We start from the raw sequence: 24,742 nt of genomic DNA, 5'->3' as shown, positions 1-24,742 counted from the left end.
TCAGCAAACAGCCACCTGCTCATTCATTGCCGTCGTGACCACGGAGCGGGATAAGTCCAGTATCGACACCCGGGGCGTCGGCAGCACCAGGTTGCGGTGCGAAGCCACCACGGCCATTCCTCCTGAGGCCAGATGCTGCTCCAGTGCCTCGACCAGATATTGTTCGCCCTGGACATCCAGACAGTTGTCGGGTTCGTCCAGCAACCAAAGCGGACGCTCGCCCAGTAAAACACGGGCCAGCCCCAGTCGCCGACGCTGACCCTGGGACAGTCGGCCAAAAGGCCGTGCGACGACTCCCGTCAACGACAAGGCCTGCAAAACGGCTTGCACGCGTGCTTCATTCCAGCTCACAGCCATCAGATCCAGCGCAAAGCGCAGATTCTCCATCCCTGTCAAGGTGTCGCTCATTCCTGCCTGATGTCCCATATAGGCCAGTTGCCGCTGGTAGGCTGGATCCTGAGGGGACAGCGTACCGCCGCACCACTGGAGGCTTCCAGTACGCCATGGCAGAAGGCCGGCCAGACAACGCAGCAGGCTGCTCTTGCCCGCGCCGTTATGACCTCTGAGCATCAGGAGTTGACCGTCACCGAGTTCCAAGCCCAGATCGCGCAGCACCACTCGGCCGCCGCGTACACAACCCAGGCCGGATATACAAAGAAATCTGGAAGCAGCCGTGCCCAAGCCATTCATCCCGCTACTGCACCGACGCAACCGAAGCCTCAGCTGGCCCAGGTACTTTCTGACCTGGCGTGTCGCTGGGGCCCTGTCCGGGAGGAATGTGAGGCAGTTTGTGGGCAATGCCCTTGTGACAGTCGATACAGGTTTTTTCCTTGCTGGCCAAATAGGTGCTGTGCATGTTCTGTGCACGCAAACTCTGCCGCGTCATATCCATGGAGTCGTAGTTATGGCAGTTGCGGCACTCCAGAGAATCATTGGCCTTGAAGCGAGCCCACTCGTGCTGCGCCAACTCCAGCCGCTTGGCTTCGAATTTTTCAGGCGTGTCGATTGTTCCGAAGATCTTGCCCCACACTTCCTTGGAGGCCTGCATCTTGCGAGCGATCTTGTCAGTCCAGTCGTGCGGCACATGACAGTTGGAGCACACGGCACGTACGCCCGAGCGGTTGGTGTAGTGGATCGTGCTCTTGAGTTCTGCAAACACGTTGTCCCGCATCTCGTGACAACCCGTGCAGAATTTCTCCGTATTGGTCAGCTCCATGGCGGTATTGAACGCGCCCCAGAAGAGGATGCCGCCGATGAAACCGCCGATGGTCAGAAAGCCCAGGCTGAAATGTACGCTGGGGCGGCGGATCACCGCCCAGTAGCGCTTGAGAAGTGTCAACATAGATGAGCCTCGTGCGCCGCAGCGTCAGTTTTTCTTGGATGTCTTGCCCGACTGGGACTGCAGGGCCTTCAGGATCACGGTATCCACATCTTCGAAGGTGTTGCTGACCAGAGGGCGGACGGCATCCTGAGCCACATGGCATTGCTGGCAGAAGTAGCGTCGCGTGGACACCTGCCCCAACATGCGCCCGTCGCGGTCCATATAGTGTGTGACCGATACCGGCACTGCCTGCGAGATCTCGGCCTTGGTTCGCGAATGGCAGTCCATGCATTTGTTGAAGTTCTTGTCCACCTGGTAGCCGTCCACGCGATGAGGGATCGTGGGCGGTTGCCAGGTGTAGTTGCGCGTGCGGCGCACGTCATCATTGACGGCATTGCCAAGCACTGGCGGCTTGGTTGCCTGCATGATGGGCGTGGGGCCACGCGCCGAGTCATAGAAGGTCTCCGCGATGGCGGCTGGCGTCCAGGCCATACCTATATTGAGCATGAGCAGCATGCCCACAAGCCGGACGAGTTTGCGGAAGAAGTTCATGGTCAACCTCTCTTTCGTCAAACCTTGGTGATCTTCACAGCGCACTTCTTGAAGTCCGTCTGCAACGAAATCGGGTCGGTAGCATCCAGCGTCACCTTGTTGATCAGCTGGCTAGCGTCGAACCAGGGGACATAGACCAATCCGCGCGGAGGCTTGTTGCGGCCGCGCGTCTCGACGCGCGTGCGCATGGAGCCGCGCCGCGAGGACAGCTCAACTTCGCTGCCGCGGCGCACGCCCAGTGCCTTGGCATCGTCAGGGTGCATGTAGCACAGTGCGTTAGGCACGGCACGATGCAGCTCGGGTACGCGCCGGGTCATGGATCCTGAGTGCCAGTGTTCAAGCACTCGGCCCGTGGAAAGCCAGAACGGGTAATCCTTGTCCGGAGCCTCCGCCGGTGGTTCGTACGGCAAGGCAAAGATGTTGGCCTTGCCGTCGATATTTCCGTAGAACTGGTAGCCCGTACCAGCTTTCACATAGGGGTCCGAGCCTTCGCGGTAACGCCAGAGCGTTTCCTTGCCGTTGACCACGGGCCAGCGCATGCCGCGCACCTTGTGGTACTGGTCGAACGGTGCCAGATCGTGGCCATGGCCACGGCCGAACGAGGCGTACTCCTCGAACAGACCTTTTTGCGGATAAAAGCCAAAGGCCTTGGCTTCCTCGTTTTCATAGGCGGGGTCCATGTCGGCCAAGGGGAACTTGTCCACGTTGCCGTTGCGGTACAGCACCTCGAACAGGGTCTTGCCACGCAGCAGGGGCTTCTTGGCCAGCAGTTCCTCGGGCCAGACTTCCTCGACCTTGAAACGCTTGGAAAACTCCATCAATTGCCACAGGTCGGAGCGCGCCTCACCAGGAGCCTTGACCAACTGGTGCCAAAAGTGGGTGCGGCGCTCTGCATTGCCGTAGGCGCCTTCCTTTTCGACCCACATTGCCGACGGCAAGATCAGATCGGCGGCTACGGCTGTGACTGTGGGGTAGACATCGGAGACCACCACGAAATTGTCAGGATTGCGGTAGCCCGGGTAGCCTTCCTGCGCCAGGTTGGCGCCGGCCTGTATGTTGTTGTTGACCATCACCCAGTAGGCATTGAGCCTGCCGTCCTTGAGCGCACGGTTTTGTTCCACGGCATGGTAGCCGGGCTTGGGTGGAATCGTGCCTTCGGGTAGCTTCCAGATGGTTTCAGCAGTCTTGCGATGCTCTGGGTTCGTCACCACCATGTCCGCTGGTAGGCGGTGCGAGAAAGTGCCCACCTCACGAGCCGTTCCGCAGGCAGAAGGCTGACCCGTCAGTGAGAACGGGCTGTTGCCGGGTGTGGCGATCTTGCCCAGCAGCAGGTGGATGTTGTAGACCATGTTGTTGGCCCATACACCGCGTGTGTGCTGGTTGAAACCCATGGTCCAGAACGACACCACCTTGCTATTGGGGTCTGCATAGAGCTCGGCAAGAGCCTTGAGACGGTTGGCCGGTACACCCGTGAGCTTGGTTGTGTACTCGAGCGTATAGGTGGATACGAACTTGGCGTATTCCTCGTAGTTTATGGACTTGGCACCGTTGGGGTCCTTGGCGTTCTTGGCAGCCTTCTGCAGGGGATGCTCGGGACGCAGCCCGTAGCCGATATCGGTGTTGCCGAGCTTGAAATTGCAGTGCTTGGAGACAAAGTCCTTGTTGACCCTACCTGTGGTGATGATGTGGTTGGCGATGTAGTTGAGTATGGCCAGGTCGGTCTGAGGCTTGAAGGTCAGAGACATGTCCGCCAGCTCATACGAGCGGTGCTCGAAGGTGGACAGCACGGCCACCTTCACGCCCGGTGTGGACAGGCGCCTGTCGGTCACGCGCGTCCACAGCACCGGATGCATTTCAGCCATGTTCGAGCCCCATAGCACAAAGGCAGTCGCGGCTTCGATGTCGTCATAGCAACCCATAGGCTCGTCCATGCCAAAGGTGCGCATGAAGCCGGCAACTGCCGAGGCCATGCAGTGCCTTGCATTGGGATCAATGTTGTTGGTGCGAAAGCCTGCCTTGAACAGCTTGGAGGCGGCATAGCCCTCCCATACCGTCCACTGGCCGGATCCGAACATGCCCACCGCGTCGGCGCCCTTGGCCTTGAGCGTCTTTTTGAACTGCTCTGCCATGACGTCGAAGGCCGTATCCCAGGAAACCTGCTGGAACTCGCCATCCTTGGCATAGCGACCATTCTTCATGCGCAGCAACGGCTTTGTCAGACGATCACCGCCATACATGATCTTGGACAGGAAGTAACCCTTGACGCAGTTCAGTCCCCGGTTGACCTCGGCCTCAGGGTCACCCTGAGTGGCCACTACGCGGTTGTCCTTGACGGCCACCATGACGCCGCAACCTGTACCGCAAAAGCGGCATGGCGCCTTGGACCACTTCAGGTCGGCAGCCATTGCTCCTGCATCCTGGGACAGAGCTTCTATGGGGATGCCTGCAACGGCCCCTGCGGCTGCGGCCGCAGATTGACGGACAAAATCACGCCTAGTGCTAGTCATGTGTTACCTCTTGGTTTAGCGACTGCCAGTTCTCAACATGTTGATAAACCAGGGACGCGTTGATTACGCCATCAAGCAGCTCAATCTGAGACACGCAATCAAGTATTTCTCTTGCATGGGGCGCTTCCAAGGTCACCACCAACTTGCCGGCCGGATGACTTCCATGTATTTGAGCGCCTTTGATCGTGATGATGCCAGCGGCTACTTGTGCCAATGCCTGGGGAAGCACATGCACAACCAGACTGGTGATATGCAAGTCGGTATGAGTTTCAATGGGCTCAGATTCTTCATGCATGTGGGGGACCACCGATGATCATCTGATAAAACCAGATCGCAAAGCCGTAAGACGCAATCAGTACAACGGCCAATATAGGTGCCATAACAACTGCGAGAAATGCGAAGCTGCGCAATTCCTCGGTACGAGTCGATTCAGGCTGAGGTTCTGTCATTAGCAATCCCCCTTGGCTTGGATGCCTGAGCATCCATGATTTGGCGATAGAGATCCGATAACGAACTTTGCCACGAGATTACCTACAAAATTGACTTGCAACAAGGTTCTTCTCGATTCGTTGCTTTGCATCAATTCCTTCATCAAGATTTCATTGAATCAATTGACATTCAAGTAAATTCCTCGGGAGTTGACTAAATAGCCGGTGGAATCAAGCGCGGCTTGGATCAGGCATCTGCAAACTGAATTCGCACCTTAATCTCGCACTGATCCGTTGAAGTTGGGACGTGAAATCTGGCCTGAAACCGATAGCCACCGCCTGCTGCTTGCTTGAAAACCGTCACTGGATCACCTGACCGCCATAGAGAGGTAATCGGGGTATCGTGCGGCCGTAATCAATGATGACAATCAGCGGGAGAAAGCCAGGCCTGTACAAGAGATTGCTGCAGATCGTGGATTTAGTGGCTCAATACAGCGCAGGACCTCGCGGCATTCAAGACGCGCTCCTCTCGGCCAGACAGGAAGCGATAACGAGGCTCATGCGAACTCAACCTGGATTTGTGCAAGCTCAAGGCATCACCGTGCCGAGCACGATGTGCGTCGAACCCAAAAAAGCGCCACAAAAGCGCTTTATAGGAGCAAAAGGATCTAGGAGCAGTGCTTCGCTCCTGCTCGTCCGTCAGCCTGCATTGGACTGCCCCTAGGCATGTCTGCCTTCTAAGGGAAAGTCCAATTGCAGTCTTAATGTCGCTTATAAGTTGCTCGTAATAGGTCGCGATGTGATGCGACAACCGCTGCTCAGAGGCTCAATCATCTCCAGCAGCCGCTTGTAGCCCGTGCGCTGCACCCGCCACTGACCGGCGACTCTGGTATAGAGGTCCTCATATAGCGCACTGCCGGTGAGTATGGTCTGCTCATCCAGATTGATGAACAGATCATTGAGGTACCAGATGCCGGTGGCCGTGTCACCGTCGACCTTGATTTCCGGTGTATGCCCGTTGTGCATGCCAAAGCGCCGATGGGTGAAGGCATTGCGGTAGAAGTTCATGGCCTCATCGATGCCATTGATCTCATACTGGTAAGTCGGGCTGTCGAAGCGAATATGGACATCATCGGCCAGAACGGTTTTCAGAAGCTCCAGATTGCAGGTGTCGATGCCGCGAAAGTAGCGTGCCTTGAGCTGTTTGATTTCTTCAATATCCAGAAGAGTTTGCATGCTGTTCTCCGCTGGAATTTAGTGAGGCAGGTAATGGCCGCCACTGACGTCCAGTTGGGCGCCGGTCACCACGCGCGCATAGTCGCTGGCCAGATACAGCGCGGCGGAGGCGCAATCGGCATCGTCGGGAATCTCGTTGCGCAAGGGAATCTGCTGGGCAATCACATCGACCAGAGATTCCATGGGTACGCCCTGGCGCTTGGCTTCCGCCTGGAAATAGCCTTTGACGGGTGCGCCCCACATCCAGCCGTTGTAGGTGCTGTTGACGCGGATGCCGTAGGGCCCCAGGTCTTCTGCCAGATATTGCACAGCAGTCTTGAGCGCGCCTTTGGATACTGCGTAACCGGCTTCGAGCTGATTGGGGCGGCGCGTTGCCATGGTGTTGATCATCACAATGCTGCCGTCTTTTTGCTTTTTCATCTGCGGCACCACGGCCTGGGTCATGTTCATGGAGCCGTAGAGATTGACTTCCATGACCTTGCGCCAGTCATCCATGGAGGAGTTGCTCGAAGAGCCCCAGGTCCCGTGGGCATAGGCCGAGTTGATCAGCGCATCGATGCGGCCGAACCTGGCAATGGTCAGCTCTGCAAGCCGCTGGCACTGCTCGGGCTGCGAGATATCGGTGGACACTTTGAGCGTCTCGCAGGAGTGGCCGGCATCGCGAATCGCTTGCTCTGCCTCATCGAGCATGGACTGTGTGCGGGCTGCCAGCACCACGGCCTTGGCCTGATATTCCGCCGCGCGCAGGGCGAGCTTGATGCCCATGCCGGGGCCGATGCCAGAGATGATGATGACTTTGTCTTTCAGAAGCATATGGGTCTCCTTGGATATATAGCCTGGGGTTTTCTCAGAATGCAGCCCGGGTGCGGGCAAAGTGCAGCTCTTCTGCGCGGTGCTTGACATCCTCGGCGACCTGGTCAAAGGCGATCTTTACCCAGGCGCCATGCTCGCGCATGATGGTGTCGGCGTTCAGTCCCAGGAACTGGTCGGTGGTGAAGTAGGTGCAGCGGTTGGCGTCAATGGCTTCGATGTACTGATCGCGGCGCGCAGCGTCCTTGTTCTCGGGCACGGGGCGCTGTTCCCAGGACAGCAGTTGCTCGGGCTCAAACGCAACCAGGTATTCATTGACAGGCCAGACTTCACCCGTCAGCGGATGGCGTGTTTTCATCTCGACCAAGTCATTGAGCTTGAGCCCACAGCGGATGTCGGGGCAGAAGCGATTCCAGAGGCGGTAGTTCTCCAGATCGGCCAGCACTTCCCAGACCACGCTGGCGGGTGCATTGATTTCCACCTTGATGGAGGTGACGAGGTTGGCAGCTTTGGTCATTGGAGTACTCGCTTCAGTTGATGGGCTTGGAGGTGATCTGCAACTGCTCGCTCAGCGGCTCCACGGTTTCAAGCAAGGTCTTGTAGCCCGTCCCTGCAATCCACCAGCGGCCATCGCGCTTGACATAACGGTCTTCATAGATCGCACCGCCATGCATATGCGTTTTCTCTTCGAGGTTGATGAAGACGTAGTTCAGATACCAGAGCGCGGTAGCTTCGTCTCCCTTGACCTCGATCTCCGGCGTGTGGCCGTTGTGCATGGCCAGGCGGGTCTTGGTAAAGGAGGTTTTGTAGAAGTCCAGCGCCTTGTCTATGCCTTCCAGATGGAATTCGTAAGCCGGGCTTTTGAAGGCCAGCTTGATGTCTGGCGTCAGCATGCCTTGCAGCAATTCCAGATTGCAGGTGTCGATGGCGCGAAAGTAGCGCGCCTTGAGCTGCTTGATCAACTCAATGGCTTCCAGGTCCAACATGTGTTTTGTCTCCGGTGGTAGTGGGTCAGTCTCAAGCGCTGACTTGATAGAAACTGGTGAGAATGCAATCGAGGCTGCTGAAATCCATGATGGGAGTCACAGATTCGGACATGTATTTCTGCCGCTGGCGCAGCAGGTCTTCATCTCCGTGCGTGTCATAGAAGCCGTGAGCACTGCCGATCGCGATATCGGGAAACTGCTCCTCAACGATGGCGTGGACTTCCGGTGCGTCTTCGGTCAAGCGTCGCACGACCAGGTTTTGCCGGTATCCGAAGATGGACTGCAGCGGGTAGGCATTGCTGCCATGGCCTTCACGCCAGTGAACCATCCATTCTTCAAAGTTCATGCCGACCGGCTTTCTGAACAGCGCCACCTGGCACATGCCCGGTGTGCGCTTGCCTAAAGCCACTTCAGCATCAAAACGCGCAATGCGCGCCTTGCGTTCTTCGGGGTAGGGCTCGGACTCGCAGACGAGATAGGCATGCAGGCTTGCCACCTGCTGCGCGATCAGTGCTTGCACCGGGCCCAGCATGGATGCGCTGTCCAGCCACAGACTGATCATTCCATCGAGAGGATGTTGGCTGAACGTGATGCGCTGGCTTGCGGCCTTGTCCATGGCGTCATCGACAACCATCACACGAATCCGCGAGGCACCACAGGCTTGCAGGGATCTTTGCAAATCCATCAGCGACTGGCGCCAACTTTCTGCCGAATGCCGTGCGGGGCGCCACAGGCTGAACATGATTTTTTCCATGAAAGCACCTCTTAGCTCTGGGTTGGCAGATGCCGGGATCGGTACAGCGCATAGTCGCGTTGCATCTGCTGCTCGCTCAGGCCAAAGGTCTCCAGGCTGTAGTCATGACCCGCACGCTTTTCCCGGCCGTTGCCAGACAGCCATTGCTGCGCATCGGTACGGGCTTTCTCGGTGAAGGGCATCTGGGCGAACTGATAGACAGCCTCCAGCACCTCCATGGGCTTGGCCACGGTGTCCGAGAAGTGGATATCCAGAAAGCGCCGGCTGTCCTGCTGCTCGCGCACTTGCATGGTGTGGTGAATACCACGCGCCATGCGGCTGTTCCACTGGCGGCCTGCAGAGCTTGGGTCAGGCTGGTCGCTGTAGATCTGCCACAGCGTATGCGCCATGCTGGCCATGGAAGGGATGGTCTGTGCGGGCTCGCGATGGGTCAGAATGACCTGAGCCTGGGGAAAGACGGACAGCAGAATTTCCAAAGTGTGCAGATGCTGCGGGGCTTTGAGCAGCCAGCGCTGGCCCTGCGCCTCGCCGCGCTGGCTCTTTTGCCATTGCAGAAACTGCAGCATCTTCTTGAGCTGCGTATAGACGGGGCGCTGATCCTGCTGGTCGAGCCAGGCGGTGTAGCTGGGCACATCGGCGTAAGCGTCCATGGCGCAGAGAAAGGAATGCTCCATGAGCATGAATTCCTCGTCGCACAGCGTGGCGCTCATGGGGTGGATGGACAGAATCTGGGGAATCGCCTCAATCGTCTGCGCCACTTCCGCCTTGGCCATTGCAATGCGGTTGGCGCAGTCCTGCGGGCCTTCGCCTTTCAGCGGCGCGGGGTAGCGGGTCTCCCACCAGGCTGCAGAGTAAAAGCGCGGGTCTACGGCCAGTGTTCGCTGCAGCATGGTGGTGCCGGTGCGCGGCAGGCCCACGATGACCAATGGGTCTTCGATCTCGATCTTCGAGATTTCGGGGAAGTGCTGGAGATAGTCCTCCATGAGCAGGCGATTGACCAACTGGCCCACGAGTCGCTCGCGCATCATGGCAATGCCGGTTGCAGACAGCTTGGCTTCGGTGTTCAGGGCTCGCGTCAGAACTTCCAGCGCTTGCCGGTAGTTGTCGTTGCCAAAATCTTTGAGGCCTGGTGCACGCTCACATGCAGCTTGCAGCAGTTCTTCGACGTGCAGAGTTTGGGGTGTCACAGGGGCATTCATACAGTCTCCAGCAACTGGTTTATCGAGATCACTTTGGTGGTGGGATGGCACTGCTCCTTGGCGCCAACCCAGCGCAGGCACATGGTTCCCTGGCGTACGCCAGCGGTTTGCAGCCAGTTGGCAATGCCGGGGTCTTTTTCGCTCAGCACCAGAGTGACGCCGCCGTTTTCGTTGTATTGCGCCTGGTGCTTGTTGATGCAGATCTGGTGGTAGCGGTAGTCCAGAGACTCCAGCCAGTAGTTATTGATCTGCAGATTCCAGAACGAGCATTCCGGCACCTTGTCGATATGAATGACCAGGGCCTGATCCTCGCGCAGTTCCCAATGCGAGTGGTAGTAGAAAATATTGGGATCACCGCCCACGGACTGGCAGTAGGCCTGATCGGCTGGCGGCAACTGATTGCTATGTGGAAGATAGCTTTGTGCCCAGTCGGCAAATAGCTTCGCCGTGTTCTCGACAAAGGACGTCACGCGCTGCAGCGATTGCGCCAGAACCAAGGGATCCAGAGGGCCGGGGGTGTCCGTGGTGCCAATGCGCTCGATGGCGAGCTTGGCGGGCACTTCGCTCTTGCGATCCATGAAGGTTTGGCGCACCAGCAGCGACACCGAGGCATCTTCCATGGGCAGCCAGTTACCCGGCTGCGGGTCACGGCTGACGATGAGTTCGAAGTCACCGTTCTCGTCAGTCTTGAGCTGTGTGGCGTCGATAAACCCGGTGACAACCATGCGGCCATCGGTTTCATAGCCGCCTTTTTGCGTGCAAAAGCTCAGGTACGAAACCGTGCCACGGTTGCCATGAATGCGGTATTTCATGGACCCGTTGAGGCGTGAGTATTCGTAGATGTTGTCCGGGTTGTCCGCGCCAATCTTGGCGGTTTCGTGCGAGGTCTTGAAGAAGCTGGGAAACGCCGGGTCGGCGAATTCCACATGCATCTCCAGCGCGATGCGCAGCAGTCGGGTCAGATAGCGATAGCCTTCTGCCCGCGTTGCGGGGTCGGCAGGGGTTTCGGGACGCAGAATCTGCTGGCCGCAGCGTTTGAGGTGATCGCAGAACTGCGACCAGGTTTCGCCGCTGAGCAGTTGCTCATTAATGGTTTGGGTATCCATGATCTGGCTTTCTTTGTGTGCCGCGCATTGCCAGGTGGTGGCTGTGTGCGGTGGGTGAAAGAAGAAAGAGGGGCGTTGCAAAGGCTGGCAACGCCACAGTTCATCCAGTTGCTTTAGTCTTCCGCGGCGATGATTTCGCGGGCCACCAGTTCGGCGATGATCTTGTCCACCGCCTCTTGCGCAGTCATCGTGGGGGTGGAGATATGAATGTCCGGAGACTCCGGCACTTCAAACGGTGAGTCGATCCCCGTGAAGTTCTTCAGCTCGCCACGGCGCACTTTCTTGTAGAGGCCCTTGGGGTCACGCTCTTCGGCAACGGAAAGCGGTGTGTCGATGAATACTTCGAGGAACTCACCATCCTTCACCAGCTTGCGCGCCATTTCGCGTTCTGCCTGGAATGGCGAGATGAAGGCAGTGATGGCAATCAGCCCGGCGTCCACAAACAGCTTGCCCACTTCAGCGACGCGACGAATGTTTTCCACGCGGTCTGCATCGGTGAAGCCAAGGTCGCGATTGAGGCCGTGGCGCACGTTGTCGCCGTCGAGCAGATAGGTATGCCGGCCACGCGCATGCAAACGGGTTTCTAGCAGATTGGCAATGGTGGATTTGCCAGCGCCCGACAGACCGGTAAACCATAGCAAGGCCGGTTTTTGATGCAGGCGTTCGGAACGTGCTTCCTGGTTCACATTCACATGCTGCATATGAATGTTCTGCGAGCGACGCAGCGAAAAGTCGATCAGACCCGCGCCCACCGTGGCGTTGCTCAGACGATCGATCAGGATGAAGCTGCCTGTTTCGCGATTGTCCTTATAGGCATCGAAAGCGATAGGCTGGCTGCTGGACAGATTGCAGACGCCGATTTCATTGAGCGCCAGTTCCTTGGCGGCCAGATGCTCCAGCGTGTTGACATTGATCTTGTACTTGGGGGCTGCGAAGGTGACGGGAATCGTCTTGCCGCCGATCTTCATCAGATAGGGACGGCCGCCGAGCATGGGCTGCTCATGCATCCAGATCAGCGTGACCTGGAACTGGTCAGCCACATCGGAAGGTGCATCCGCAACCGCAATCACATCGCCCCGGCTGCAGTCCACCTCGTCGGCCAAGGTCATGGTAACGGACTGGCCTGCAACCGCCTGCTGCAGATCTCCGTCCTGGGTGACGATGCGCGCAACCTTGGTCACGCGTCCGCTAGGCAGGATGCGGACGCTGTCTCCGGGGTGAACCTGACCGCTGGCAATGCAGCCCGCAAAGCCGCGGAAGTCGAGGTTGGGGCGATTGACCCATTGCACAGGCATGCGAAACGGCAGCTTTTGCTGGCGTGCTTCGTCGATTTCCACCGTCTCCAGATAGCCCATGAGCGTGGTGCCGCGGTACCAGGGCATGTGCTCGCTCTGCTCGGTGATGTTGTCACCACGCAAGGCCGACATGGGGATGGCCGTGATGTCTTCCAGATTGATCTTCTTGGCGAATTCGCGGTAGTCGGCCACGATATCGTTGAAGATTTTTTCGGAGTAAGCCATCAAGTCCATCTTGTTGACAGCCAGCACGATTTTGCGGATGCCGATCAGCGATGCCAGATAGCTATGGCGCCTGGATTGAGTCAGCACACCGCGGCGCGCATCAATCATCACCACGGCCACATCGGCGGTGGAGGCACCAGTGACCATATTGCGGGTGTACTGCTCATGGCCGGGCGTGTCGGCCACGATGAACTTGCGCTGGTCGGTAGAGAAGAAGCGGTAGGCCACATCGATGGTGATGCCTTGCTCGCGCTCTGCGGCCAGACCATCGACGAGCAGCGCGAAGTCCAGCTCGCCGCCCTGCGTGCCGACTTTCTTGGAGTCCGCGACCAGTGCTTCCATCTGGTCCTCAAACAGCATCTTGGATTCGTACAGCAAGCGTCCGATCAGCGTGCTCTTGCCGTCATCCACGCTGCCGCAGGTGATGAAGCGCAGCAGGCTTTTCTGCTCGTGTGCCTTCAGGTATTTCTCGATATCTTCAGAGATGAGTGCAGATACATGTGACATCAGAAATACCCCTCTTGCTTCTTCTTTTCCATGGATGCGGCCGAGTCGTGGTCGATCATCCGGCCCTGTCGTTCCGAAGTACGGGTCAGCAGCATTTCCTGAATGATCTTGGGCAAGCTATTGGCGTCGGATTCGACGGCACCCGTCAGGGGGTAGCAGCCCAGGGTGCGAAAGCGAACATTGCGCATCATGGGAACTTCGCCACTCTTGAGCGGCATGCGCTCGTCATCGACCATCAGCAGCGTGCCGTCTCGCTCCACCACTGGGCGAGGCGCTGAAAAATAGAGGGGAACGATGGGGATGTTTTCGAGGTAGATGTATTGCCAGATATCCAGCTCGGTCCAGTTGGACAGCGGGAACACTCGGATTGATTCGCCTTTGTTCTTGCGCGTGTTGTACAGATGCCAGAGTTCCGGGCGCTGGTTCTTGGGATCCCAGCGGTGCTGGTCCGAGCGGAAGGAAAAGATGCGTTCCTTGGCGCGAGACTTCTCTTCATCGCGGCGCGCGCCACCAAAGGCGGCGTCGAAGCCATACTTGTCGAGAGCTTGCTTCAGGCCCTCGGTTTTCATGACGTCGGTATGAATTTGCGAGCCATGCTTGAACGGGCTGATGCCCATTTCAAGACCTTCTGGGTTGATGTGGACCAGCAGGTCCATGCCCAGTTTGGCTGCCATCTGATCACGAAAGCGATACATGTCCTGAAACTTCCAGGTCGTGTCCACATGCAGCAAGGGGAAGGGAGGTTTGGCCGGATAGAAGGCCTTCATCGCCAGATGCAGCATGACCGCACTGTCCTTGCCGATGGAGTAGAGCATGACGGGGTTTTCTGCCTCGGCAACAACCTCGCGCATGGCCTGAATGCTTTCGGCTTCCAGCCTTTGCAAATGAGTCAGCACCACAGATTTCTCCTTGGTTTTTTGTTTTGGGTGCTGCCAACTGTAGGAGTCCGTTAAATCAAATCTTTGCGCGAATTGATGTTTTAGAAGTTGCTGCGCCATGCTCGCCATAGGGTCCAGCTTCGTTGACGTTGGGGTTCTGGCGTAGGTGTTCTTTGGTACCAGCGATACGTCTTGCGCAGTCTTCAAGATGCTGCTGGCCAATTCGTTCGACTGGCTGAGCATCTCTGTGGCAGCAGGCAGATGAAACAGGCGCAGCCGGTCGTGGCTGTCGCTGGCAAGCGATGAAAAGGTGGCTGCGCGTTGCCACTGCATGGCGGCAAGCAGGGCAAAGATCTTGCCCTCGCTGGAGCACCTGAGGCGATCAAAAAAATCTTCCAGATGCGCAGCGCACAGGCTGCCTTCATACGGTTGCCAATACACCTTGCCGCGGTTGTTGACGGCACGCAAGATGCCATGCCTCAGGCGTCCGGGGCAGTTGTTATGGGCACCAAAATCATCGATCCAGACAATGCTGGCGCTCTCTTTTCGGGCCTGCTCGCAAATATCCAGATAAGTGGTGGCATACCAGCGCTGCACATTGCTGGATGCCTGCTTCATGCGCTTTGCAGGGCGGTCGGCATTCAGGTTCCAGCGCTGCAGGTACTGGGCGTTGGTACGCTCGGGCAAGTCAAGCTGCTGGCGCTGCAAGATCAGTTGCTGCATGGCTTCCAGCTGCCACAGCAAAAAAGGCAGGCCATGGTCGGCGGGCTGGGTGCTGACCAGTTGCACATAGATGTCCTGCTCCTGTATGGCCGACAAGGAGCGGCCTTCGCCAGGTTTGCGGCCTCGCTCGCGCACAAGGACAGCGCTCCATCCCCCTTCCAGCCAGGCTTTGTGGGCGGCAATGATGGTTGGTGTGGACAGGCCTGTTGCCTTACCGACTTCTTTGAGCGTTTTGCCTTCAAGCCGTAATTTCACGGCTTGAATTCGCAGTGGATTGATTTCCTGGACACTGAGTTTCTTACCAACAGCCATGCGCATTCCTGTTAAACATTCACTCGCTTATTCGCGAAGATCCGGACGCATTTACTGTCGGCCTGTCCTCTGATCGGCGCATAGGCCAAACGGACCACATGAATAACAAAACAGGAGATTTTTGTGACTCAGACTCGAAGCGCACTGCTTGAAGACGTAATGGCCATCACCCGTGAAGCGGGTGCTTTAATCATGAAGATCTATCGCTGCGACTTTGAGGTTCGGGGCAAGCAGGATGCATCGCCCGTGACTGAAGCCGACGAAAAGGCCGAGCGCCTGATTCTTGAGCGTCTGGGCACCTTGCAGTCGCAGTTTCCCGTCGTTTCCGAGGAGGCGGCTGCAGCGGGATATGTGCCTGAGGTGGGCCAATGCTTCTGGCTGGTTGATCCTCTTGATGGCACCAAGGAATTCATCAACCGCAATGGCGAGTTCACAGTCAATATCGCGCTGATCGAAAATGGAACCCCTGTGCTGGGTGTCGTTTTCGCTCCAGCGCTGGATCGCATGTACGCGGGAGCCATAGGACTTGGCGCATGGCTGGAGGTGCAGGGAAAGCGCCAATCCATTGAATGCAGAAGCATTCCGGAGGATGGCCTTGATGTGGTGGCCAGTCGTTCGCACGGCGATGCTGACGCGCTTGATCAGTTTCTCAATGGACGCTTGGTGCGGTCACTCAAAAGTGCAGGTTCATCGCTCAAGATTTGTCTGATTGCAGAGGGCGAGGCTGACCTCTATCCACGCTTGGGGCGCACCATGGAGTGGGATATCGCTGCGGGTCATGCGGTGCTGGCCGCGGCAGGCGGCCAGATTCATGCGCTCAATGGAGATGTTCTGAGCTACGGCAAGCGAGATTTGAGTAATCCTCATTTCTATGCCTGCTCGGCAGATTACCGCTGATTTCAAGCTTTCGCGCAGCATTTTCTCCCGCCTTGAGTGCCATGAGTGCGAGCACTCACAACCTCTGTGTTTTCTGATAGATGAACTTTGCTGCGACGCTAATTCGAGCTTGCCTGCTTTGCGGGTTGCTAATGAGTGCAGCCTGTGCCGACAAGGCTGCGTCTCGCCAACCCGTCAAAATCGTTGTCGGATTCGAAGCCGGTGGCGCTATGGATACCTTGGCACGCGCGTTTGCAACTCAGCTCTCAGCGCGATTGCAGCGCTCCGTCTATGTGGAAAACAGAGTAGGAGCAGGTGGAGCCATTGCCGCGAACTATGTTGCGAAATCCAGGCCCGATGGGAATACGTTGCTCTTGGCGTCGCCTGCCGAGATCTTCATCAATCCCATTTACACCAGAAGCCAGGAGTCGGGCGAAGTCGCTGACATGGTGCCGGTGGCCAAAATTTCCTCTGCTCCTATTGTTCTTGCCACGCGTGGCGACTCCGCAATACATCAACTGAGTGATATCGCAGCTGCAGCACAAAAAAATGCCCGTGGTCTGAGTTTCGCGTCCTCAGGAATTGGCAGCTTGCAGCATTTGGTGGGCGAGAGTTTGGGCAAAGCCCTGGGTGTGGAGCTATTGCATGTTCCATACGGGGGAGCTGCTTCTGCAACTGCAAGCCTGATGGGCAAACAAGTGGACTTGCTCTTTGCGGGGCTTGCTCCCATAGCCCCCCATCTGCAAAGCCGCAAGATGCACGCATTGGGCATCGCATCGGCCCACAGGTCGAAGCGCTTCCCCGATATTCCTACGTTTCAGGAGAAGGGGCTCCAGGGCGTCAGCTTTGAATACTGGCAAGGAATCTTTCTTCCCAAGGGAGCGTCATCCGAACTGGCTCTATTTCTATCCGCCGAGATCAACAACGTGATCAAAGAAACGGGCTTTGTGGATCAACTAGAAAATACAGGCTTTGAGGTTGCATACAAGGACTACAAGCAATTCAAACCATTTTTGCAAGCTGAAGATCAGATCTACCGAAGCTTCTTTGAGAGAGACGGTTTTTTGTATTGACCCCGTGAATTCTTTGGGGCTCAAACTTAACTAGATCATTGGATGTAGAAATCGTCGCGCAGGATCTGCTCTTGCTCGGTTTGAACGGCAGCATGGAGTCTGCTGCGCTTGTTCCAGAGCCCTGGTGGCGGACCTCAAGCAAATAATCGGGCTGGAACTGACATTCATGGTCTCCTGCTGGCCAGAAACCTGGCGTTGACGGTAGCTCGCGATGCGGACATGAGCAGCAACCATCGTTGCCAAGCTACGGCAGGGGGATTTCCGTCCTTTGAAGAGTGTCCGGCGATGGGACATGAGACTTAAATGTATAAATGACGGGAAGTCACTGATCAAGAAAGACACCAGAAGAAGCCGCGATCAGGGCCTCATTTGCCCGCGGGCTGTTTCGGACAAGCCATTGCGCTGCACATGCTGGACTAGAAAATCAAGAAATATCCGGGTCTTGAGAGGCAGGTGTGTGCGGTGTGGGTAATAGGCATAGAAGCCCGGGAAGCTTGCCCAATAGGGTTTCAGTACTTCAACCAACTGGCCTGTGTTGAATGCGTCGGTCATGGATTCGCGCCAGCCGGTAATCACACCGATACCATCCAGGGCCGCGCGCATGGCCGTGTCACTATGGTTGACTGTCAGTGGCCCGCTCACGGAGCGCTCGCTCAGTTTGCCGTCGATATTGAATTCCCACTTGTAGACTGCGCCGCTGCTGCTCATGCGGTAGTTGATGCATAGGTGCTGCTCCAACTCGTCGGGGTGCTCGGGTGTGCCGTGTGTTTTGAGGTAAGCAGGAGATGCACCGAAACACATGGTCAGATCCTGTGTGAGTGGCACGGCGACCATATCGCCCTCCAGTGACTCGCCATTGCGTATGCCGACGTCAAATCCTTCTCGCACGATGTCCACAAAGCCGTCGTCATAGACCAGCTCGACGTGAATGTGCGGATGCAGTGCAAAGAACTCGGCGAGCATTGGCTCGACGAGCACCTGGCCAGCAGGATGGGAGATGGTGAGGCGCAGCGTGCCGCCTTCGACGCCAGCTTGGAGCTGAAGATCCTCGGTCGCTTCGCGCAGGTTGGTGAGGGCCGGGGAAATGCGCTCCAGATAGATTCTCCCGGCTTCTGTCAGATTGAGGCTGCGCGTTGTTCGATCGAACAGGCGTACATCCAGACGGGTTTCCAGTTTCTTGATCGTCTGGGACAGTGCGGCCGGCGTGACCCCGATGGCGTGGGCGGCGTAGGTCAGACTGCGATGCTGAGCTACCTGCTCAAAGGCAGCCAGATAGGCGAGTATTTCGGGCTTCATGTTCTCTATTTTTAAGTAAAACTTAATAACTTAAATAGATTGCTTGACTTTTTCTTTTGCATTGCCTGGCGCACACTGCCTCTGCTTCACGCGCTGCCCAGGTGCCTGCAGCAATCACCGTGTCGAAAAGCAAACAAGAAAGCCCCCCATGCCTGTCAAATTCACTCTCAACGGCAAGCCCGCATCGGCTGATGTGGATCCTTCAACGCCCATCCTCTGGACCCTGCGTGACACACTGGGTATGACAGGGACCAAATTCGGTTGCGGCATGGCCATGTGCGGAGCATGCACTGTGCACTTGAACGGCCAGGCCATCCGTTCTTGCATTACGCCCATATCGGCGGCGCAAGGGCAAAAAATCGACACCATCGAAGCGCAAGCTGCAGACAAGGTGGGCAAGGCTGTCGAGGATGCGTGGGTTCGCAACGATGTGGCGCAATGCGGCTATTGCCAAAGTGGGCAAATCATGAGTGCGACCGCGCTGCTCAAAAGCAATCGCCAGCCAAGCGATGCGGACATCGATGCAGCCATGGCGGGCAATATCTGCCGCTGCGGAACCTATACACGCATTCGTGCAGCCATCCACGATGCTGCCAAAAACCTGTCGGCCTAAAAGAAGGAGCACATCCCATGCCTATTCCCAATCATCTTTTTGCCGACCTGCCCAAAGGTCTGCGTGTGCTGGCGGCTGACTCCATAGATGCAGGCCTAAAGCTCGAGCGGCGCGATTTCCTCAAGCTGGCGACGGCCTCGGGTTTTGCGCTGGGTGTATTTCCCGCAGCTGTGTCGGCACAGGCGAAGGGTAACGAACAGGTTTCTACAAGCGCACTAAAGCCTTACCAGCAGCCATCGGCTTTTGTGAAGATTGATCGTGATGGAGCGGTGACGATCACCATCAACCGTCTGGAGTTCGGCCAAGGCGTGCAAACCGGCCTGCCCATGGTGCTGGCCGAAGAGCTGGACGCCGATTGGTCCAAGGTGCAGAGCGCGCACGGCAATGCCGATCCCGCATATCTGGATCCGGTCATGGGAATGCATCTGACGGGCGGCTCCACTGCCATCAAGAACTCGTATGTCCAGTATCGTGAACTGGGGGCGCGTACCCGCTCCATGCTGCTGGCCACGGCCGCCAAGCGCTGGGGTGTAGACCCGCAGTCCTTGCGCACTCAGGCAGGACAGGTGATCGGGCCTCGGGGCAAGAAGCTGGGCTACGGCGAGTTGGCGGATGAGGCCATGAAGATGCCTGTTCCGCAGCAGGTGAAGCTCAAGGACGCCAAAGACTTTCGCATCATCGGTCATGCCACGGGACGGCTCGATGCACGTGCCAAGTCCAGCGGCAGACAGTCCTACGGCATCGACATGCATCTGCCGGGTATGTTGACCGCAGTTGTGGCACATCCGCCGGTGTATGGAAGCAAGATTCAATCGGTGGACGATGCGGCAGCCAAAGCCATCAAGGGTGTGCGTGCAGTGCTTCGTGTGCCCAGCGTGTGGGGGGGCGAGCTGGTTGCGGTGCTGGCCGATGGTTACTGGCCAGCCAAGCAGGGTCGCGATGCCCTGAAAATCCAGTGGGACAGCGCAGCGGTTGGCAAAGTCGATTCGGCTCGGCAACTGGCGCAGTATCGTGAACTGGCCAAGAAGCCGGGCGCACTCAAGTTCAATGCCGATGTTTCGGCATTGAACGGAGCTGTTCACAAAATCAGTGCCGAATATGTCTTCCCCTACCTTGCCCATACGCCGATGGAGCCGCTGAACTGCACGGTGCGTGTGACAGGTGCAGGAAAGGATGCCAAGGTTGAGCTTTGGTTGGGCACGCAGGCCCCGGGCTGGGAAGTTGCAACGGCTGTGCGCGTGCTTGGCGTGGCACCGCAGAATGTCCGAGTCAATGTTCAGATGGCGGGGGGCGGTTTCGGCCGCCGTGCCAACCCGCGCAGTGACTACGTGGCCGAAGCCTGCGAGATTGCCAAGGCTGCCAGAACATCTGGTATTGACGCACCGGTGCGCATGATCTGGAGCCGCGAGGACGATGTCAAAGGAGGCTATTACCGACCCATGCATGTGCATCGCGCCGAAATAGGTTTTGACGACAAGGGAAAGGTGATTGCCTGGGACCATGTGATCGTAGGCCAGTCGCTTGCCAAAGGCACGGCGTTTGAGGGCTTCATGCTCAAGAACGGAGTGGACACCACTACGGTTGAAGGCATGAAGGAGCCCTATGACCTGCCGATGCGACTCTCGGTGCATCACCCCGAGCTCAATGCGCCGGTTCTCTGGTGGCGCAGCGTGGGCTCTACGCACACCGCTTATGTGATGGAGACCTTGATGGATGAAATTGCCCGAGCTGTAAAGCAAGATCCTGTCGCATACAGGCTGCAGCAGTTTGGCGACAGGCATCCGCGTCACAAGGCCGCGTTGCAGCTGGCAGTCGAAAAGTCGGGCTACGGAAAGCGCCAACTGGCCGAAGGCAGAGCCTGGGGCGTGGCTGTGCATCAGTCTTTCGACTCGGTGGTTGCCTATGTGGTCGAGGCATCGATGAAGGATGGTGCTCCCAAGCTGCATGCGGTTACAGCTGGCGTGCATTGCAATCTGGCGGTGAACCCTCGGAGTGTCGAGGCTCAGGTGCAGGGTGGTGCCTTGATGGGCCTTGGCATGTGCTTGCCTGGGGCTGCGATCACCTTCAAGGATGGACAGGTGGAGCAGGGTAACTTCAATGATTACACCGTGGCCCGCTTAACCGATATGCCCGCGATCTCCGTGCATATCGTGCCGAGTGCCGATGCGCCCACAGGTATGGGCGAGCCGGGTGTGCCGCCATTGGCCCCCGCTTTTGCCAACGCCATCGCCAAGCTGAGCGGCCATACACCACGCGAGCTGCCTTTCCAGAAAGCGTGAGAGCATGAGCCGGGATCGCTAGAAAAGCTCCTGTTGAGAAGATGTGAGAGTGACGAAGTCCTCTCCGAGAGGGATCAAGATCGAGTCGGCAATCGGCTTGATCTGTTTCGCCAGATAGTGCTCGTAATCGATGCGTGAGCGGCGGATTTCCAAAGGCTCAGGGCCATTCTTGGTCATGACGTATTGGATCCAGCCGCCGTTCTGGTACTGCCTGGGTCGCCCCACGTGATCGTTGTACTCATCGGCAATGCGAGCGGCACGGACCTGTGGCGGCACATTGGCCACGTAGGCATCCAGGCGATGTCGCAGGCGTTTGCGATAGATGAGCAGATCATCCTTCTTGCCCGCCAGTGTCGAATGGGCGTACTTGATGACAAACTCGCGGTAGGGGACACCTTGGAAGACACGCGAGAGCAAGCCCTCCTGGAACTGCCGTGCCAGCAATGTCCAGTCGCTGCGTGCCATTTCGAGGCCGCGGTAGATCATCGATTCGTTTCCGGCGGCATCCACACCCAAGCCGGCATAGCGCTTCTTGCTGCCGACGTCCGAGCCGCGGATGGTGGGCATGAAGAACTTCTTGTAATACGTGTCGAACTCGATCTCAAGAAAGCTTTTCAGGCCTTGCTCTTGGTGCAGGGTTTGAATCCACCACGCGTTGATGTCCTGGGCCAGCCTGGCAGCCACGGCATATGCCTCTTCGGTAGTATGGGACCGCTTGAGCCAAATAAAGATGGAGTCCGTGTCTCCATAAATAACTTCGTATCCGCGCTCTTCGACCAGATCCCTTGTGAGCTTCACCATTTCGTGGCCACGTAAGGTAATGGCTGAAATCAAATCCGGATTGAAGAATCTGCATTCCGACGCGCCTAGCACCCCAGCGAATGAGTTCATCACCAGCTTGAGCGCTTGCGACAGTGGTTCGTTCCTGGTGCGTTTGGCTTCATCTCGGGCCTGCCAGAGGGTGGTCACGATTTCCGGGAGACAGTGCTTCTCGCGAGAAAAGAGCGTGCCCCTTGGGCCTTTGATCAAAAGCTCAGAAGAGCTGGCATGTCGGCCCTCTACCAAACCCACGGGGTCGACGAGGAAGGTGCGGATGATTGATGGATAGAGACTCTTGTAGTCCAGAACCACGACGGAGTCGTAGAAGCCAGGCTTGGAGTCCATGACGTAGCCGCCGGGGGAGGACTTGCCTTGAACATCGCCCACGTTGGGCGCGACATACCCCATGCGGTGCATGCGTGGCAAATAGTGATGGCTGAATGCAGCAATGGAACCACCGAACTGGTCGAGCTGCAGGCCCGTGGTGTGGGCGCGCTCCATCGCAAACTGCAGCAGCTTCGCCTTTTCGAAGATTCGTAGAACCAGCTCGCAGTCGCGTATGTTGTAGGCTGCAAGAGCGGGCTTGTCTAGCTGGTAGCGCCGCTCGATTTCGGCCATCTTGTCGTATTCGTCTCCAATGTCCTTGCCTTCGCCAAGAAGCTCTTGCGCGACGTTCTCGAGGCTGAACGACGGAAAGCTCCAGACCGCGGCCCAGAGCGCTTCAATCCCGTCAACGACAACTCGTCCTGGCATGGGAGCAAACAGATAGCCTTGTTTGCCGGGATGAGTTCGCCATGCAATGGGCTTGCGCTCACGCCCAAGGAGTAGAGGTGTTGCACATTCGTCTGCAGTTTTCTGCAGCACACGCAGGTCGAACTGAATGACATTCCATCCAATGATGACGTCCGGATCATTGCGTGCAAACCAGTCGTTGAGCCTGTCAATCATGGCTTTGCGTGTTGAGCAATGAATCAGCTCGAAACCAGGCGTTCTTAAGGGTTTGGCAGGAGCCTCACCCAGCATGAAAACGACGCGCTCCGCCATGCCGTCCAGTGCGATCGAATACAGATCTTGATGCTGACTGGTCTCGATGTCCAATGACACGACCTTCAGAACCGGCCGGAAATCGGGCGCAGGAACAAGCTTGCAGTTCACCAGCGTCGCATGTTCTGTTCGTCCGCCTTGCAGCGTGACGCCCGCCGTGATGAAGCGCTCCATCAAGTAACGCTCATGTGGTCGAACATCGGCTTCCAGAAGGGGAATGCCTAGTTGCTGGAGAGTGCGTGCAAGTCGCCGTAATTGACGAAAACTCCTGGCATAGATACCCAAGACGGGCTCTTGCTGAAAACTCTTCAGTCCCAGTTCCCGCAATTCCGCTCCAGCCAGGGGCGGGAGTTGCGCCTCTACCGCTCCTTTGTGCCGAGCCTCGACGAAAGCCACAGATTTCTGTGCAGTCAGGAGGACCTTCAGGGGGCCGCTATCGGTTGCCAGCCAATACTCAAGCTCGACGCCCGCCGGTGTGTCTCGCCAATTGCGAGTAAGGATGAATCCCTGGCGTTCTGGAGATAGCACGAAAGATGAAGTCAAGCGAATGTGACCGTCTTGAACCGGAGTTCAAGGCCCTGGATGTGTGTGATGGCATGAGCTTGCGGAGCAAGCCACATGTCTCGAAAGAGGTGCCAATGAAATGATACCCAGCAATCATGACCACGTTTTTCCAACAGAGCCACGTCAACAGCAATCTAGGCGTTCCACAGATCCAAAGCGGATGGAGCAAATAGATGGAGTGATGCAAATGTTCCGCGAGAGCTGAAAGCCGTCATCAAGTTACTGCTGATCGATGACTGCCTCTATCGATAGCAGGCATTGCGAGAGGCTTGGTTCGAAATTTCGAACTGGCGTGAGAGTTGCACGAGGCGCCAGGGTTCGAGTTTTCAGGCAATATGCGAGGACGGATGGATCCAGAGGATGAAAGGGGAGGTGAGGCGTCAAGCCAGGTCATCTGACATGGCAATATGCATTTTCAAGGCTTCTATGAGTTGAGTCTCGGCAAGCTGTCGATCTGCGCCTCTCCGTAGTGCGACATACATATTGAGGTGAACGGCTGGTTCGGTCAGCATCGCTATGTTCAAGCCGTGCTGCTGGCATTCCTCCATCATGAAGGAGGGTATCACCGCGTTGCCCAGACCCGCTTTCACCATGGCAATCATGGTACCCAGAAAATTCATTTCTGCCCGCTCTTCCTGGCTTGCCTTGTCGCTGGGAAGATGCTTGTCAATCAAGGCCTGAATCGGGTTTGACATCGGCAAAGCAATCATGGGTAGGCCATCCAGAGATTTCCATGTGCGGTTCTGGACATGTGTGCTGCGCCGCCTCTCTCCTGGGCTGATGCTCATGAGCCGGAATCTGCACACCGATTCTCTGAGAAGGCCAGCCGCAGGCTTCACAAAAAATGCCATGCCCATGTTGGCATGTCCTTCAAGAACGGCTTGCCGAACGGAATCGAGGCTGCCATCCATGATCTGGATTCGCACCTCGGGATGTTTGCGTGCAAATTCAGCCACGACTTTCGGTAAAAGACAGGTCGCGATCACAGGCGTCGCGGCAATGGTCAGGGTTGACCGAGAGGCCAAGGTGCTGCCTTGTAACGCGACACCCAGTTGCCGCAGTTCCGTCACCACTCTCTCGGCATAGGGCTGCAGCAGCCGGCCTGCGTCGGTCAATGCCACTGCACGTGTGGTTCGCTCGAAGAGCCTGACCCCCAATTGGCGCTCAAGCTCCTTGACCAGCATGCTGACTCCTGAAGGAGACAGATGAATGCGCTCTGCCGCTGCCGCAAAGCTGCCGCACCTGCATATCTCGAGAAACGCCTGCAGTTGACGACTCCCGACATTAATCAGCTTTACTGATGAATTCACCAAAAATTCCCGTTTGATTCAAATCAATG

At 57.1% G+C, this 24,742-nt stretch carries 23 protein-coding genes; 5 read left to right on the top strand and 18 right to left on the bottom strand.

Annotated features, from left to right (window positions below; genetic code table 11):
• The 15 genes from ccmA to cysD form a co-directional block, all read right to left on the bottom strand.
• Window positions 1-690 (bottom strand): heme ABC exporter ATP-binding protein CcmA, encoded by a 690-nt coding sequence (gene ccmA / locus Cth01_RS09265; RefSeq protein ID WP_045839010.1) that lies wholly within the window; start codon window positions 688-690, stop codon window positions 1-3.
• 4 nt (window positions 691-694) lie between these two features.
• Entirely contained in the window at window positions 695-1,342 is a 648-nt protein-coding gene (locus tag Cth01_RS09260; protein WP_003070157.1) for a cytochrome c3 family protein, read from the bottom strand.
• A 24-nt stretch (window positions 1,343-1,366) separates the two neighbouring features.
• Entirely contained in the window at window positions 1,367-1,873 is a 507-nt protein-coding gene (locus tag Cth01_RS09255) for a nitrate reductase cytochrome c-type subunit (RefSeq protein WP_034351940.1), read from the bottom strand.
• Between the two features lie 17 nt (window positions 1,874-1,890).
• Complete coding sequence (gene napA, locus Cth01_RS09250; protein ID WP_045839009.1) at window positions 1,891-4,380, bottom strand: periplasmic nitrate reductase subunit alpha; 2,490 nt, start codon at window positions 4,378-4,380, stop codon at window positions 1,891-1,893.
• Window positions 4,373-4,675: a chaperone NapD gene (locus Cth01_RS09245; protein ID WP_233425137.1), complete on the bottom strand. Its 303-nt coding sequence runs from the start codon at window positions 4,673-4,675 to the stop codon at window positions 4,373-4,375. The genes napA and Cth01_RS09245 overlap by 8 nt, the downstream gene beginning before the upstream one ends.
• The gene (napE, locus tag Cth01_RS09240; RefSeq protein ID WP_003070148.1) at window positions 4,668-4,829 is read right to left on the bottom strand and encodes a periplasmic nitrate reductase, NapE protein; all 162 of its coding nucleotides are present in this window, start codon (window positions 4,827-4,829) and stop codon (window positions 4,668-4,670) included. The genes Cth01_RS09245 and napE overlap by 8 nt, the downstream gene beginning before the upstream one ends.
• 750 nt (window positions 4,830-5,579) lie before the next feature.
• Window positions 5,580-6,044 carry a nuclear transport factor 2 family protein gene (locus Cth01_RS09235; RefSeq protein ID WP_034351948.1) on the bottom strand — a complete coding sequence of 155 codons (465 nt, stop codon included), beginning with the start codon at window positions 6,042-6,044 and terminating at the stop codon, window positions 5,580-5,582.
• A gap of 18 nt (window positions 6,045-6,062) precedes the next feature.
• Window positions 6,063-6,857 carry an SDR family oxidoreductase gene (locus tag Cth01_RS09230; RefSeq protein WP_034351951.1) on the bottom strand — a complete coding sequence of 265 codons (795 nt, stop codon included), beginning with the start codon at window positions 6,855-6,857 and terminating at the stop codon, window positions 6,063-6,065.
• 34 nt (window positions 6,858-6,891) lie between these two features.
• Entirely contained in the window at window positions 6,892-7,371 is a 480-nt protein-coding gene (locus Cth01_RS09225) for an SRPBCC domain-containing protein (protein WP_003079789.1), read from the bottom strand.
• Window positions 7,372-7,384: 13 nt separating this feature from the next.
• Entirely contained in the window at window positions 7,385-7,840 is a 456-nt protein-coding gene (locus Cth01_RS09220) for a nuclear transport factor 2 family protein (RefSeq protein WP_034351953.1), read from the bottom strand.
• Between the two features lie 31 nt (window positions 7,841-7,871).
• Complete coding sequence (locus tag Cth01_RS09215) at window positions 7,872-8,594, bottom strand: EthD domain-containing protein (protein WP_034351955.1); 723 nt, start codon at window positions 8,592-8,594, stop codon at window positions 7,872-7,874.
• 11 nt (window positions 8,595-8,605) lie between these two features.
• Window positions 8,606-9,793 carry a sulfotransferase family protein gene (locus Cth01_RS09210; protein WP_034351957.1) on the bottom strand — a complete coding sequence of 396 codons (1,188 nt, stop codon included), beginning with the start codon at window positions 9,791-9,793 and terminating at the stop codon, window positions 8,606-8,608.
• Window positions 9,790-10,899, bottom strand: a complete 1,110-nt coding sequence (locus Cth01_RS09205) for a DUF1214 domain-containing protein (protein ID WP_045839151.1) — start codon at window positions 10,897-10,899, stop codon at window positions 9,790-9,792. The genes Cth01_RS09210 and Cth01_RS09205 overlap by 4 nt, the downstream gene beginning before the upstream one ends.
• A 113-nt stretch (window positions 10,900-11,012) precedes the next feature.
• Complete coding sequence (gene cysN, locus Cth01_RS09200; protein WP_045839007.1) at window positions 11,013-12,926, bottom strand: sulfate adenylyltransferase subunit CysN; 1,914 nt, start codon at window positions 12,924-12,926, stop codon at window positions 11,013-11,015.
• Window positions 12,926-13,924: a sulfate adenylyltransferase subunit CysD gene (gene cysD, locus Cth01_RS24170; RefSeq protein WP_255432014.1), complete on the bottom strand. Its 999-nt coding sequence runs from the start codon at window positions 13,922-13,924 to the stop codon at window positions 12,926-12,928. Before cysD ends, cysN begins: the two co-directional genes overlap by 1 nt.
• Before the next feature lie 381 nt (window positions 13,925-14,305).
• Here cysD and Cth01_RS24165 point away from each other — a divergent pair, with 381 nt between their 5' ends.
• The 3 genes from Cth01_RS24165 to Cth01_RS09185 all read left to right on the top strand — a co-directional run bounded on the left by Cth01_RS24165 (window position 14,306) and on the right by Cth01_RS09185 (window position 16,788).
• A complete protein-coding gene (locus Cth01_RS24165) occupies window positions 14,306-14,776 on the top strand; it encodes a hypothetical protein (protein WP_198528645.1) in 471 nt (156 codons plus the stop codon).
• 186 nt (window positions 14,777-14,962) lie between these two features.
• On the top strand, window positions 14,963-15,736 hold the full coding sequence (gene cysQ / locus Cth01_RS09190) for a 3'(2'),5'-bisphosphate nucleotidase CysQ (protein ID WP_233425136.1): 774 nt from the start codon (window positions 14,963-14,965) through the stop codon (window positions 15,734-15,736).
• 80 nt (window positions 15,737-15,816) lie between these two features.
• Window positions 15,817-16,788 carry a Bug family tripartite tricarboxylate transporter substrate binding protein gene (locus Cth01_RS09185; RefSeq protein ID WP_034407954.1) on the top strand — a complete coding sequence of 324 codons (972 nt, stop codon included), beginning with the start codon at window positions 15,817-15,819 and terminating at the stop codon, window positions 16,786-16,788.
• Between the two features lie 357 nt (window positions 16,789-17,145).
• On the opposite strand, the gene Cth01_RS09180 is transcribed toward Cth01_RS09185, so the two are convergent.
• Window positions 17,146-18,084, bottom strand: a complete 939-nt coding sequence (locus Cth01_RS09180; protein WP_034407956.1) for a LysR family transcriptional regulator — start codon at window positions 18,082-18,084, stop codon at window positions 17,146-17,148.
• Between the two features lie 148 nt (window positions 18,085-18,232).
• Here Cth01_RS09180 and Cth01_RS09175 point away from each other — a divergent pair, with 148 nt between their 5' ends.
• Together Cth01_RS09175 and Cth01_RS09170 are read left to right on the top strand one after the other, a co-directional pair.
• Window positions 18,233-18,697: a (2Fe-2S)-binding protein gene (locus Cth01_RS09175; protein ID WP_003070120.1), complete on the top strand. Its 465-nt coding sequence runs from the start codon at window positions 18,233-18,235 to the stop codon at window positions 18,695-18,697.
• 17 nt (window positions 18,698-18,714) lie between these two features.
• Complete coding sequence (locus Cth01_RS09170) at window positions 18,715-20,976, top strand: xanthine dehydrogenase family protein molybdopterin-binding subunit (RefSeq protein WP_045839005.1); 2,262 nt, start codon at window positions 18,715-18,717, stop codon at window positions 20,974-20,976.
• An 18-nt stretch (window positions 20,977-20,994) separates the two neighbouring features.
• Here Cth01_RS09170 and Cth01_RS09165 read toward each other — a convergent pair whose 3' ends face one another.
• Entirely contained in the window at window positions 20,995-23,382 is a 2,388-nt protein-coding gene (locus Cth01_RS09165) for a DNA polymerase II (RefSeq protein ID WP_233425135.1), read from the bottom strand.
• Window positions 23,383-23,783: 401 nt separating this feature from the next.
• Window positions 23,784-24,713 carry a LysR family transcriptional regulator gene (locus Cth01_RS09160; RefSeq protein WP_233425134.1) on the bottom strand — a complete coding sequence of 310 codons (930 nt, stop codon included), beginning with the start codon at window positions 24,711-24,713 and terminating at the stop codon, window positions 23,784-23,786.
• Window positions 24,714-24,742 lie beyond the last annotated feature (29 nt).

It is taken from the genome of Comamonas thiooxydans, from assembly GCF_000964545.1.
GTDB classification, from domain to species: Bacteria; Pseudomonadota; Gammaproteobacteria; order Burkholderiales; family Burkholderiaceae_C; genus Comamonas; species Comamonas thiooxydans.
This window is presented reverse-complemented; position numbering and strand designations above follow the sequence as displayed.